The sequence below is a fragment of the Chitinophaga niabensis genome (genome assembly GCF_900129465.1).
GTDB classification, from domain to species: domain Bacteria; phylum Bacteroidota; class Bacteroidia; order Chitinophagales; family Chitinophagaceae; genus Chitinophaga; species Chitinophaga niabensis.
The window spans coordinates 1,949,082-1,962,802 of record NZ_FSRA01000001.1; the positions used below are offsets into that span (position 1 = coordinate 1,949,082).

Annotated in this window: 10 protein-coding genes; 6 read left to right on the forward strand and 4 right to left on the reverse strand. The window is 48.0% G+C overall.

The window, feature by feature from the left end:
• Positions 1-252 precede the first annotated feature (252 nt).
• The 4 genes from BUR42_RS07525 to BUR42_RS07540 are packed head-to-tail and all read left to right on the forward strand — an operon-like array spanning position 253 to position 6,376.
• Positions 253-3,351 (forward strand): SusC/RagA family TonB-linked outer membrane protein, encoded by a 3,099-nt coding sequence (locus BUR42_RS07525; protein ID WP_159442229.1) that lies wholly within the window; start codon positions 253-255, stop codon positions 3,349-3,351.
• Between the two features lie 18 nt (positions 3,352-3,369).
• A complete protein-coding gene (locus BUR42_RS07530) occupies positions 3,370-5,040 on the forward strand; it encodes a SusD/RagB family nutrient-binding outer membrane lipoprotein (RefSeq protein ID WP_074238640.1) in 1,671 nt (556 codons plus the stop codon).
• A gap of 11 nt (positions 5,041-5,051) precedes the next feature.
• Positions 5,052-5,801, forward strand: a complete 750-nt coding sequence (locus BUR42_RS07535; protein WP_074238641.1) for a DUF4397 domain-containing protein — start codon at positions 5,052-5,054, stop codon at positions 5,799-5,801.
• 50 nt (positions 5,802-5,851) lie between these two features.
• The gene (locus BUR42_RS07540; protein WP_074238642.1) at positions 5,852-6,376 is read left to right on the forward strand and encodes a hypothetical protein; all 525 of its coding nucleotides are present in this window, start codon (positions 5,852-5,854) and stop codon (positions 6,374-6,376) included.
• A gap of 123 nt (positions 6,377-6,499) precedes the next feature.
• On the opposite strand, the gene infC is transcribed toward BUR42_RS07540, so the two are convergent.
• From infC to BUR42_RS07555, 3 genes are all read right to left on the reverse strand, one after another.
• Positions 6,500-7,306 carry a translation initiation factor IF-3 gene (infC, locus tag BUR42_RS07545; RefSeq protein ID WP_084185445.1) on the reverse strand — a complete coding sequence of 269 codons (807 nt, stop codon included), beginning with the start codon at positions 7,304-7,306 and terminating at the stop codon, positions 6,500-6,502.
• Positions 7,307-7,379: 73 nt separating this feature from the next.
• Positions 7,380-9,323 carry a threonine--tRNA ligase gene (gene thrS, locus BUR42_RS07550; RefSeq protein WP_074238643.1) on the reverse strand — a complete coding sequence of 648 codons (1,944 nt, stop codon included), beginning with the start codon at positions 9,321-9,323 and terminating at the stop codon, positions 7,380-7,382.
• 100 nt (positions 9,324-9,423) lie between these two features.
• Complete coding sequence (locus tag BUR42_RS07555; RefSeq protein ID WP_074238644.1) at positions 9,424-10,296, reverse strand: DUF6929 family protein; 873 nt, start codon at positions 10,294-10,296, stop codon at positions 9,424-9,426.
• Positions 10,297-10,334: 38 nt separating this feature from the next.
• Between BUR42_RS07555 and BUR42_RS07560 the strand changes: the two genes are divergently transcribed.
• Positions 10,335-11,027, forward strand: coding sequence for a uracil-DNA glycosylase family protein (locus tag BUR42_RS07560; protein ID WP_074238645.1), 693 nt, complete (start codon positions 10,335-10,337; stop codon positions 11,025-11,027).
• Here BUR42_RS07560 and BUR42_RS07565 read toward each other — a convergent pair.
• Positions 11,021-11,611, reverse strand: coding sequence for a DUF3347 domain-containing protein (locus BUR42_RS07565; RefSeq protein WP_074238646.1), 591 nt, complete (start codon positions 11,609-11,611; stop codon positions 11,021-11,023). The two genes, BUR42_RS07560 and BUR42_RS07565, sit on opposite strands and share 7 nt — an antisense overlap.
• Positions 11,612-11,681: 70 nt before the next feature.
• Between BUR42_RS07565 and abc-f the strand changes: the two genes are divergently transcribed.
• A complete protein-coding gene (gene abc-f, locus BUR42_RS07570; protein ID WP_074238647.1) occupies positions 11,682-13,619 on the forward strand; it encodes a ribosomal protection-like ABC-F family protein in 1,938 nt (645 codons plus the stop codon).
• The last annotated feature ends 102 nt before the right edge of the window (positions 13,620-13,721 follow it).

Sequence of the window (13,721 nt, forward strand, 5' to 3'; positions counted from 1 at the left end):
TAAAGGATCAACAGCGGGATCCATGGGATAATTCAGAATCAGCGGCACCTAATTTATAACCCCCAAATCCGTTCACCACAGGATGAACTAACTCAGGTATTTATTCCGGCTAATACGGGATAATGTAATATTTCTATTAAGGAACATGCAAATAAACTTTCATCCTAACAGTTGTGAATGTAACCCATGTCAATTCGCTTTTATTACTGAAATCTAAATCACATTATGATGCGATGTCTATTCTCATTCCTATTGCTTCTAGGAATCTCCCATGCTGTTTGGGCCCAGCAAATGTCTATCAGCGGCAGGGTACTTGCTGCAGACGACAAAAGCCCCCTGCCCGGTGTAACTATCCGGGTACAGGGTTCTCCTACAGGAACCTCTACCAATACAAGTGGTAGTTTTATCATCAGTGCCTCCCGCGGGCAGGTACTGCAGTTCAGTTACATTGGTTACATTACCAAGAGGGTAACCATTAATGCCGACACGGAAATATTAGTAGAATTGGAAACCGATGCCCAAAACCTGAAAGAGTTTGTGACCACCGCATACGGCATTTCCAAGAATGCCCGTTCCCTGGGTTCCTCCGTACAAAAAGTAGACGGGGAAGACGTAGCCCAGACACAACGGGAAAATTTCCTGAACGGCCTTGCAGGCCGGGTGGCAGGTGCTACGGTAACAGGTACTTCTGGTGCGCCGGGATCCTCTGCGCAACTGGTACTGCGTGGCGCTACCTCTATCGGGGGCAATAACTCACCACTCTATGTAGTGGACGGCGTGCCTTACGATAACCAGTCTGTTAACCAGGAAGCCCTGATAGGTGCTTCCAATCCTTCAGGAACAGCCTTTGCCAACAGAAACTCTGATTATGGTAACCGTGCCATGGACCTCAATCCGGAAGATATTGAAAGCATCACTATACTGAAAGGCCCTGAAGCTGCTGCCCTGTATGGTTCAGATGGCGCCTCAGGAGCAGTGCTCATCACTACCCGCAAAGGGAAAGCCGGAAGGTCTACCGTGAGTTACGATAATAACTTCCGCTTTGATAAAGTATACCGCTTCCCGAAAACACAACGGATCTACAGCCGGGGGCTTAACGGCGTGGCAGATGATAATGCCACCATTAATCCATTCGCATTCGGTTTAATGTCCGCCTACTTCGGTCCTAAATATGCAGACACTACCACCTTTTATGATAACTTCGGAAACTTCTTCAAAACTGGTTTCCAGCAAAGGCATAGCCTGAACTTTGATGGCGGTAATGAGAAGTTCACCTTCCGCCTTTCTACCTCCTGGCTGGACCAGAAGGGAACAGTACCCAACTCCGCTTTTCAACGGGGCACCATCCGCCTCACAGGTACGGCAAAGATCAGCGAGAAGTTGAGCATGACGGGTACTTTCACATATGTGAACTCCACAACAGACAAAACTTCCAAAGGTGCAGGAAGTTACTTCCTCACCCTGCTTACCTTCCCTGCGGATGAGGATGCACGGATCTACCAGAACCCGGATGGCACCCGCAAAACACTCCGGGGCGGCAGTTACACTTCAGAATTCGACAATCCTTTCTGGGACGTGAACAAGAATACAGCCCAGGATAAAACGGCCCGTGTGAACGGATCTATTGTGGCTAACCTGGACCTCACCAACTGGCTGACCTTAAACGGTACGCTGGGTGTAGAGAACTATACCACTACCGGTTATTTCCTCACCCATCCGCAATCCCGCTACGGCTTTGCAACAAACGGGTTCCTTTCTCAAATGGATGTTGTTGCCAACAACATCAGCGGCATTGTAAGGGCAACCGCCCGTAAAACATGGGGTAAGTTTGGTAATATCCTCACCGTGGGAACTGCCATGGAGGACAATAATACCAAAACCAATTCCTTTAAAGGAGAACGTTTCTATGAGCAGAATTTCATCTCCATCAATAACACAGATCCCTTATCCCGGGATATAAGATATACAGACAATACAGCACGGAAATTCCGTTTATTCGGTAACTACGAAGTGAGTTATAACGATATCCTTTACCTATCCCTGGCAGGCAGCAGAGAAGGGCACTCCTACTTTATGAGCCGGGTGGTGGATAAGAATCCCTTCTTTAACTATGGTTCTGCCTCTTTATCTTTTGTGTTCTCAGACCTTCAGCCTTTAAAGGAACTTTCCTGGCTGAGTTATGGTAAAGCCCGCCTTTCCTACGCTACCACAGGTAAAGCGCCCTTTGCACCCTACGTGATAGATAACTCTATGACGCCCCAGATCACTACCGGTGGCGGATTCGCCTACGGCGTGAACGGGAATAACTTTGGCCTGGAGCCGGAACTCACCAAAAACCTGGAAGTTGGGGGTGAGTTCAAATTCATGAAAAACCGTATAGGCGTAGATGTTGCCTACTATATCCTCCGGAGCAGCAAGCAGATCCTTCGTGCGAGGTCCAGCTATGGCACCGGCTTTGTATTGAAATTCCTGAACGGTGGTGAAGTGGAGAACAAAGGACTCGAAATACAGCTAACCGGCTCTCCTGTAAGAAGCAAAGACCTCCAATGGGATGTATTGGTGAACTTCGACCTGAACCGCGGAAAGATCCTGTCCATGCCGGCAGACCTGCCTTCTTACTATGATTCAGATACCTGGGTATTTGGTAACCTTCGTTCCCAATCCTATACCGGTGTAAATACGGGTAACCTTTCCGGTTATACCCTCCGCCGCAATAGTAAAGGCCAGTTGCTGATCAATCCAACAACAGGTTTACCACTGTCAAACGGAGACTTCTCCGTAGTGGGAGACCGTACGCCTGACTTCAAAGTAGGGCTTGTGAATGACATCACTTACAAACAATTTAAGCTGAGCTTTAACCTGGACTTCCGTAAGGGCGGTGATGTATTCAACGGTAATGAATATTATCTCTACCTGGCAGGCCTGAGTGAAAGAACGCTGGACAGGGAAAGAACACTTGTGATAAGGGGTGTACTGCAGGATGGCCTGGAAGAAACCAGTAAACCAACACCCAATGCAGTAGCTATTACGCCGTATTTCCGTTCAGATTACTGGGCTACAACAGTTGCTACTGAAGCGGATTTTATTGAATCTGTAGACTGGATGCGTTTACGCGATATCACCCTGCAATATGTACTGCCTGCTGCTTTCCTGAAAAGGCAGCACTTTGTAAAATCGGCTTCTGTTTATGTAACAGGAACGGATGTGTTCATGATCACAAATTATACCGGTGCAGATCCGAATGTGAGCACCAATACTGCTGCCAGCAGAGGGTATGGTGGCGCAGGTATTGACTTTGGCTCACTCGCCAATCCCAGGGGTATCAATTTTGGTTTGAAAGCATCGTTCTAGTTTTAAAACATCTTAATTATGAAAAGATATATTTTCAATACGCTCATGCTGTTGTTTGCGGTAATGACCGTAATGACAGGATGTAAAAAATGGCTGGATGTGAACTATGATCCGGCTACGCCGCAGGATCCTGATCCGGCATCCGTATTCCCTGCACAATTAGCCGGTATTCCCCGCGGTAATCAATATGATGCGCGGTATGTAGGCCGTTATATACAAAACTGGGAAACTTCGCTTACCTCCCGCACTGCGGATATTGTATGGGACCAGATGGGTTATGCTACAGGTAGCGATGCAAATGGCGATATCTGGCGGCAGTGTTATTTTGGTTTAGGTAAAAACCTGGATTATATCATCGCTACCGGGCATACTAAAGCACAATGGGATTATATAGGCGCAGCATATGCATTGAAAGCGTACATGTTCCAGATCACCACAGATCACCATGGCGAAATAATTTACACGGAAGCCTTCAAAGAAAACACGGCCATCTTCAAATTCGACAGCCAGGATACAGTATATGCAGGTGTTCGCTCGCTTTGTGACTCTGCCCTGAAATACCTGGCACGTACGGATTTCCCCAACCCTGCAACCAACAGGCTGGCGCGCGGGGATTATGCCTACAATGGTGATAATGCAAAATGGATCAAGTTCGTATATGGCGTACTGGCACATAACTACAATCACCTGAGCAGAAAATCTACCCTTTATGATCCTGCCAAAGTGATCGAATATTGCGATAAGTCTATGACCGTTATTGCGGACGATTTCCTCGTTCCTTTTGATGGCACCAAAAATGATGATACGAATTTCTTTGGCCCTTACAGGGATAACCTCACCTTTCTGCGCCAGGGGGCTTTCATTGTAAGGTTGCTGGACGGATTTGCGCTTACAGGCAGCCGTGCTTTTGCCAACAGGGACCCAAGGATCAAACATATGCTCTCCGCCTCCCAGGATACTACTAATGGGAATGGTGGTTATGTAGGTGTGGAACCCGGTATCGGAGATCCTAATGCTGCCTCTACTGTTCCTGCCAACATGCGCAAACGCGCTGCAGCACCATGGGGAGACAGCATTTATGCAAACCCAAGCGCAGCGGTTTTTACGCCCAATTCCGGTAAATATCTTTTCAAGGATAAGGCTGTGATGCCCGTAATGACATCAGCTGAGATCTACTTCATTAAAGCAGAAGCCGCTTTCCTGAGCAATAAACTGGATGTTGCGCTGGACGCTTATACAAAAGGGATCAATGCACATTTTGATTTCATTAACCGTACCGCAATGCCCCGCGGCGCCAGTACTGTATACAATATATCACCCATCACTGCGCAGGAACGTGCCAGTTACCTTGCCAGCCCTAACGTGGCTAAAACAACGGCCGCACTTACTTTAACGGATATAATGCTGCAAAAATATATTGCGTTATTTGGCTGGGGCTTTAATGAAACATGGGTAGATCTGCGGAAGTATGAATACAACAGGTACATTGCTCCTGGTTCAGTTTTTCCTGTATACCGCACCTTTGCAACACCACAGGCACTGAATGGCCTCAATAATGGCCAGCTGGTACAAAGGGCCCGCCCGCGTTTCAATTCAGAGTATGTATGGAACCTGGATGAACTGAAAAGGATCCAGGCTGATGCATCAAATTATCATACCAAGCCTATCTGGTTTGCAATACCCAACTAAAACCGCAACTCATGAAGCTATCATATATTATCATATTAATTGCGGGTGCAAGCATTGCTTTAACTGCCTGCAAAAAGAACACCTTCCATGTAACGGAAAGGGATATCATCACTAACACCGCGCTGATAAAGATCGGGTACTTTTCACCGAGCATTAATAACCAGGGCATACAACTGAAGATCAATGGTACCAGGGTGAGCAATAACTTTGTGTATCCCATTGCGTTCCCTGGCGGCGGGTTGAACACCGGCGGTTCCAATAACAGCGATTATGTAACGGTAACACCAGGTGAAACCACCATCACTTTATCTGTTCCCAAAGTTGGGACTGCAGAGGATTCCGTGCCTGTGCTCACTTTTTCACAGGCATTGTCTGCCAACAAGAAGTACACCTTCTTTACAACGGATTCGGTACCGAATGTGAGTGGAGTGATTGTTGAAGATGATACGGCGCCTGTAGATACAGGTGCGCGCGTTAAGCTCATCAACCTGATCCCAAATGTACCCGCCGTGGATTTTTATCATCGCGGAGTACTGCTGAAGGCAAACGTTAAATTCAAGGAGGTGACGGAGTATATGAACATCCCCTTTGGCAATGACGTTTGGGCCATCCGCAGAGCTGGTGCCCCCATTACAGAAGCGGTATTGGGTACCCAAACCATCAATACCGTGCGGCAGCGGATCTATACCTTCATGGCCAGGGGATGGCAGGGTGGTACAGGTACACTCAACCCGAGGATCTCGGCCATCTTTGTACAATAATAATTTCCGGCGCCGGGCTTTTTGCCCGGCGTTGTTTTTATATTTGTTACATGAGCTTACGTAGCCAGATCCTCTCTGAAGGTTCAAAAGAAAATGCACTGAAAGTTGTCCATTGGATAGGGAATGATCCTGAACGGTTCCGCAACCTCATGGATATTTTCCTGCATGATGAATACCGCGTGGTGCAGCGGGCCTCCTGGATCATGAGTATAGTGGCTGAAGCACAGCCCGCCTTAATAAAGCCCCATTTAAAGGCGATGGTGGACCGGATGGGTGATGCGGATATACCTGTTGCGGTTAAACGAAATGTGGTACGTGTGCTGCAGTTTATACCCGTTCCTGAAAAGCTGCAAGGTCCTGTAATGGATTATTGCTTCCGTTTCCTGGAAGACCCGCAGGAAACCGTGGCCGTAAGAGTATTCTCTATGACTGTGCTCGCTAACCTTGCACAGCAATACCCTGAGATCAAAAATGAGATCATCCTGCTGATAGAAGACCAACTGCGCGAAGGCGCCTTGCCTGCGTTTAAAAGCAGGGGAAAGAAAACGTTGAAGTTATTGCAGGGGAAGAAGTAAACTTCATGAAAAAGGAAACATTGTCGCCGCCGGCGCTCCAACATCTCTACCAAAACAAAAAAAAGCCCGAAGCATATGCTCCGGGCCTTCAGGAAATCTATTTCGAATGACACTTAAAAACACTTAGTTATCTCCCTGCTTATCATCTGCTGCTGGTGGTGGTGGAGGTGGAGGTGCAGGTGGTCTGTTGGCATACTTGATCTCAATCGGCCTTCTTACAGGTGCGGAGATCGGCCGGGAGGTTGGTGCAGCAGGGGCAGCTGGTTGCTCTGGTGCTTCCTCTCTTGGCACGTATGGCTTAGGTTCTTTCTGTGGTTTCGGCTCTCTGGGCTCTTTCGCTTCTTTCGGCGTATTAGGCTTTTTCTTAGCACTCTTAGGCGCAAAAATAGCGATCATACGTTTACCTTCCATCAATGGCATCCCTTCAAGGGCCCCCACTTCTGCAAGACGTTCTGCAAATTTCAACAGGATCAGCTCACCACGTTCTTTGAACATGATTGCCCGTCCTTTGAACTGTACATATGTTTTAACCTTATTGCCTTCCCGCAGGAATTTCTCGGCATGTTTGGCTTTGAAATCGAAATCGTGATCGTCTGTATTCGGCGTAAAGCGAATTTCCTTCACCTCGCTCTTATGAGCATTCGCCTTCATTTCCTTTTCCTTCTTCTTCTTCTCGTAAAGGAATTTGTTATAATCGATGATGCGGCATACAGGAGGGACTGCATTTGGGGATATTTCTACCAGGTCCAGTTGCAGGTCTTCAGCCATGCGTAATGCATCATCCGTTCTATAAAGCCCTGGCTCCACGTTATCGCCAACCAGCCTGACCTCAGGTACACGGATCATTCTGTTTGTACGATGCTCCTGCTGTTGTTCTCTTCTGAAATTAGGGTTTCTGCCCCGGAAGTTTGGTCTTGGTCCTTGTTGCATTAAAATGTTGAATTGTTAGATAATAATGATGATAAACGCGGCATATTGAGTTTTATTCTTATAAAACAAATGATCATTCAAAAGGTTTGCGGTTGGTAACTTCGTCCTGTATCAGGCTTACAAATTCGGCTACGGACATGGCGCCGAGATCTCCTTTGGCCTGCCTGCGTACCGCTACTTTGGCGTCTGATTCTTCTTTCTCTCCCAGCACCAGCATGTAAGGAACTTTCGCTACTTCCGCATCACGGATCTTTTTCCCGATCTTCTCGCTTCTATCATCAATTTCAGCGCGAATTTCCGCTTTTTTTAGCAATTCTGCTACTTTTTCTGTATAAGCCTGGTACTTGTCACTGATCGGCAGCAATTTCACCTGGGTGGGTGTGAGCCATAAAGGAAATTTACCTGCACAATGTTCTATCAGCACAGCAATGAACCTTTCCAGCGAACCAAACGGCGCGCGGTGGATCATTACAGGACGGTGTATTTTGTTATCAGCCCCTACGTATTCCAGTTCAAAACGCTCAGGCAGATTGTAATCCACCTGGATGGTACCCAGCTGCCATTTACGGCCCAGGGCATCTTTCACCATGAAGTCCAGTTTGGGGCCGTAAAATGCCGCCTCTCCATATTCTACCACGGTTTTCAGGCCTTTTTCAGCAGCTGATTCAATGATCGCCTGCTCAGCCAGTTCCCAGTTCTCGTCTGATCCGATATATTTCGCACGGTCTTCTTTGTCTCTCAGCGAAATTTGTGCCGTATAATTTTCAAAGCCTAAACTTCCAAAAACATACAACACCAGGTCTATCACTTTGCAGAACTCTTCCTTCACCTGGTCCGGACGGCAGAACAGATGTGCATCGTCCTGCGTGAATCCGCGCACACGGGTAAGGCCGTGTAATTCTCCGTGCTGCTCATAACGGTAAACAGTACCGAACTCTGCAAAACGCACCGGCAGGTCTTTGTAAGACTTGGGAGAAGTTTTATAGATCTCGCAGTGATGCGGGCAGTTCATGGGCTTCAGCATGAACTCCTCTCCTTCTTCCGGTGTATGAATAGCCTGGAAGCTGTCTTTCCCGTATTTCTCGTAGTGGCCTGAAGTGATGTACAGGTTCTTGTTCCCGATGTGCGGAGTAACAACCGGCAGGTACCCGCTTTCAATCTGGGCTTTTTGCAGGAAGTTCTGCAGGCGCTCTCTCAGCATAGCACCTTTGGGAAGCCATAAAGGCAGGCCCAAACCTACTTTCTCAGAGAAGGCAAACAGCTCCAGTTCTTTACCCAGCTTGCGATGGTCGCGTTTTTTTGCTTCTTCGAGCAGGGTCAGGTATTCATCCAGTTCCTTTTGGGAAGGGAAAGTGATGCCGTAGATGCGGGTCAGCATCTTGTTGTTTTCATTCCCCAGCCAGTAAGCCCCGGCAATATTGGTGAGTTTCACCGCCTTGATAAAGCCGGTATTGGGAATGTGCGGGCCACGGCAGAGGTCCGTAAAATTGCCCTGGGTATAAAAAGTGATGGTACCGTCTTCCAGTTTCTGCAAGAGGTCCAGCTTATAAGGATCGTTCTTTTCAGTAAAGTACTTGATAGCGTCTGCCTTGGAAACATCCTTGCGTACGTATACGCTGTTTAGTTTGGCCAGTTCAGCCATTTTGGCTTCCAGCTTCCGCAGCTCTTCATCTGAGATCTGGCGGCCGTCGAGGTCCACATCGTAAAAGAAACCGCCGTTTTCCAATGAAGGTCCATAACCGAACTTCACACCCGGGTACAGTGCCTCCAGCGCTTCTGCCATTAAATGCGCAGAAGAATGCCACATAGTAGCCTTACCGTCCGTATCCACCCACGTGAGCAGTTGTAATGTACCGTCTTGTGTAATGGGGCGGGAAGCGTCTACCACCTGTCCGTTTACTTTTGCCGCTAAAACTTTGCGGGCTAGGCCTTCGCTGATGGATTTGGCAATGTCCAGTGCTGATACACCCTGTTCATACTGTCGTACTGCGCCATCCGGAAATGTAATGTTGATCATAAATCCTGTTCTCAAATAAAATGCATGCGAAATTACGAAATCCATTACGAATTACGAATTACGAATTACGCTGATTTGACTGTTATGTGGAAGCACCGGCCTATATTTTCATCAACAGGCGGAAAAGGTGGCTGCTGCCATCGTCGTTATCTGCCACCAGTATGAGTTCAGGGGTATTTCCTGTTTCCCGCAAACAAATGGACTCTATCTTCTTTTTAAAGAAAACAGGTGAAATACTTTCCAGCGGGATCCATTCATCTGGCCAAACCATGTCTTTCAGGAGGGCGGCGGAAGCATTCCGGATCAATCCTACCCTGCTCTCTCCTATTGCACCGTCGTCATACACATTGGCCGTATCTTCAGAAGAAGCTGTAAAGAACAGCCAATCCCTTTCAGGCCACCAGGCAAGGCCGGAAATACCGGTAAAACCGGTCGTTTCCTCCGGCAGGATCAGCTGGCTGTAATGTATACTGGCCGGGCTTTTCCAGATATCTGTCACGGAGCTGTGGATCAGCGTATTATACGGATGCTCTTTGTGCCCCCTGTTTCCCAGCAGGATGCCTGTACCAAAAGCAGTGGCCGCTTCTATGTTCAGTTCAGTTAACCCCTCATTACGCAATTGCCGGTAAAAAGGCCCCAGGTCCTCTATTAATGGGGACTCCTGCCCAAAATCCCAGATCGCGGCATAGTCCCGCTGCGGAGAGCGTGAGCCGGAGCCCAGCAGCAGCAATGCTTTATTCCCTTCCGTGCCCACAATGGCCAGGCTTTCCCAATCCTTTTTTTCTTTTTTGGGGATCCTGTATTGATCAGGCCCGGGAATGGGCGTTACACTAACTAAAGCAAAATCATCATCCAGGCAATAGATGCAGCAGGCATCATCCCCTGCGATGTAAAAAAGGCCATTATGATATTCAATGCCGGAAGCGGAAGGGATCTCCGGAAATTCAATGGAGGAATGCAGTGAGAGGATCATCCGTCAAACTTAAAATTTTATATCGAAATTGCAGCCCTATGCTTTCATTTGCAGATCATATCATCCGGTTCAATACACAGCTGAACTTTACCGGCAAATTACCTGCGGGTATCCGCATCATGAACCCTTTCCAGGAACAACCGGGCGTGGTGGAAACCATGACGAAGTTCTACAGGAAATTCTATGGGGACCATCACCCGCGCCGCATGATCGTGGGTATCAATCCCGGGCGCCTGGGCGCAGGCCTTACAGGGGTTCCTTTCACAGACTCCCACCGGCTCGCAGACCCTTGCGGCATTATCATTCCGGGCATCAAAACCTTTGAGCCCTCTTCTGTTTTTGTGTATGATGTGATCGCCGCATATGGCGGCCCCGAAGCCTTCTACAGGGATTTCTACATCGGCTCCATGTCTCCCCTGGGCTTCACTGCATTAAAACCCGGCGGAAAAGAAGTGAACTACAATTACTACGACAGCAAAGCCTTAACCGCGGCTGTATATGATTTTATGGTCTCCAATATCCACAAACAACTGGATTTTGGAATGGACCGTTCTGTGGGTTATTGCCTGGGAACGGGTAAAAATGCAGCGTTCCTTACCCAACTGAATGAGAAGGAACGCTTCTTTAAACAGATTGTGCCGCTGGAGCATCCACGGTTTGTGATGCAATACCGCAACAAACGGAAACAGGAATATATCGATAAATACCTCGCCGCTTTCAGTGACTACTGAAAACGCAGCGTATCCGTTACGGACCCGCAGGTAAGCATGGCATCGCCAAAATAAGGGTTCAGGACCTCTGCTTTATCGCTTAACCAGTAAGCACCTTTATCGTTAAATGCCATAGGGCAATATTGCCGGTAAACGGTACTGCCTTTCAGGCCGGTTGCCTTCACCAGGTCATACATCATTTCAGATACCATATTGAAAGACTCCCTGCGTGCATCCAGGCCGCCTTTTTCTATCAGCAGGCCCTGTAATTCTGCCGCGATATCGCCTGCGTTCACCTCTAACTGGCTTTCCCGGGCTGAATCCACGCCCAGCCTGGCAATCGGCAGGCTATCCAGGTGCTGTTTCAGGGAAACGGCCGCCAGGTCTGCTGCCAGGGTATCGGATTTCACCAAAGCGCCGGACAGTTGGTAATAGGCCGTCATGGTCACTTTCAGGGAATCGTAAAATTCATCGGAAAACGGCGCCTGCAGGTCGCCGGAGGTAGTTTGTGCCGTTGTATCTGCCGAGGAACTGGTGCCAGATTGCTGGCAGGCTGCGAACAGGGCTGCTGTAGCTAAGATCCAAACATATTGATTCAAACGCATACGATATGATTTGAGGCAAATATAGCACCAAAAAATGTACTATCTTTGCGCGTTCAATAGCAATTTAAGTATGCTCATCGCACTGCAGGACATAACATTCGAATTCGGCGCAAGAACCATCATCAAAGATTCTTCCTTGCATATTATACCGGGAGACCGCATCGGCCTGATCGGCCTGAACGGTACCGGTAAATCCACCCTTCTCCGCATTATCAACGGAGAATACTCTATTTCCAAAGGAAGTGTGAATAAGATCCGCAACCTGAGCCTTGGTTTCTTCAACCAGGACCTCCTGAGCTTTGAAACAGACGACAGCATCCTCAACGTGGGCATGACGGCGTTCTCCGAAGCGCTGAAAGTAGAAAAGGAACTGGAAGAACTCACCGAAAAACTGGAACATTCCCAGGATGAAGCAACCCTGCATGCATACAGCGATAAATTGCATGAATTCGATATCCTCGACGGTTATAACATCCGCCATAAAACAGCTACTGTGCTGGAAGGCCTTGGTTTTACCACGGCAGACCTGGAACGCCCTTACAACCAATTCTCCGGAGGATGGCGTATGCGGGTACTGCTGGCAAGGATCATCCTGCAAAAGCCGGATGTATTAATGCTCGATGAACCGACGAACCACCTTGACCTCCCATCCATCGAATGGCTGGAAAAATACCTTTCCAATTACGACGGCGCGGTGATCATCGTGTCCCACGACCGGTATTTCCTGGACAGGATGGTGAACAAAGTAGTGGAATTGTACCAACAGGAACTCCATCACTATGCCGGTAACTACTCCGATTATGAAGAGGAAAAAGTAATGCGCCGCGAATTACAGCAACGCGCTTACGAAAACCAGCAGGATTATATCAAACAACAGGAACGTTTTATAGAACGATTTAAAGCGAAAGCATCCAAAGCTGCGCAGGCACAAAGTATTGCCAAACGGCTGGATAAGATCGAAAGGATTGAACAAACAGATAGTGGTCCGTCCAAGATCAGGATGAACTTCTCTGTGGACAAAATGCCCGGTAAGATCCTTTGCACCCTGGAGAACGTGAGCAAGTCGTTCGGCAGCAATACCATCCTGAAGAACACCAGCGCTGAGATCAACCGGGGAGACAAGATCGCCCTTATCGGGGCGAATGGTAAAGGTAAATCCACACTCCTGCGTGTAATTGCAGGAACAGAACCTTTTGAGGGAAACCGTATCCCCGGCCATAATGTGGTAACCAGTTTCTATGCTCAGCACCAGCTGGAAGCCCTGCATATGGATAATGAGATCCTGGAAGAACTGAAGGGTGTGGGCAGTGGCCGTACAGAAGTGGAGCTGCGTACCCTGCTGGGTTGCTTCCTGTTCCAGGGAGATGATGTTTTCAAAAAGATAAGGATCCTCTCCGGGGGAGAAAAAGCCCGTGTGGCATTGGGTAAAGTGATCATCGGCCAGGCCAACTTCCTGCTGCTGGATGAGCCCACGAACCACCTGGATATGAACTCCGTTGAAATGCTGATCGATGCATTGGGTAAATATGAAGGCAGCCTCGTACTCGTATCGCACGACCGGTATTTTGTAAGCAAAACGGCGAACAAGATCTGGGAGATCGTAGATGGTGAGATCAAGGAATTCAAAGGCAATTATACGGAGTGGGAAGAATGGAAGAAACGCCAGGCATTAGCAGCAGCACCACCCAAGGCTGAAAAAAAAAGTCCTCCAATAGCGCAGCCGGTGCAGGCACCGCAAAAAACGTCTATTGACAAAGACCTGAAAAGGGAATTGCAGAAACAGCAAAAGCAGGCACAGCAGCTGGAAGAACAGATCAGCAAGCTGAAAGAACAGCTGAAGCAACTGGAAGCTGATATGGCCAACCCTGATGTATACGGCGATAAGCAGAAATTCCGCAACACGGAAGATGCTTATAAGAAAGCCAATACAGACCTCACTAAAGCGAATGCGGAGTATGAAGAAGTGTTTGAAAAGGTGATGGAGCTGGAAGAGAAAATGAACGGGTGATAACATTGTTAAAATAAATAAGGAAGGTAGCCGGGAATGGCTACCTTCCTTATTTAGAGGATCTGGGTACTCCTATTCTTTCTGCTTTAATTGAAATAAAGT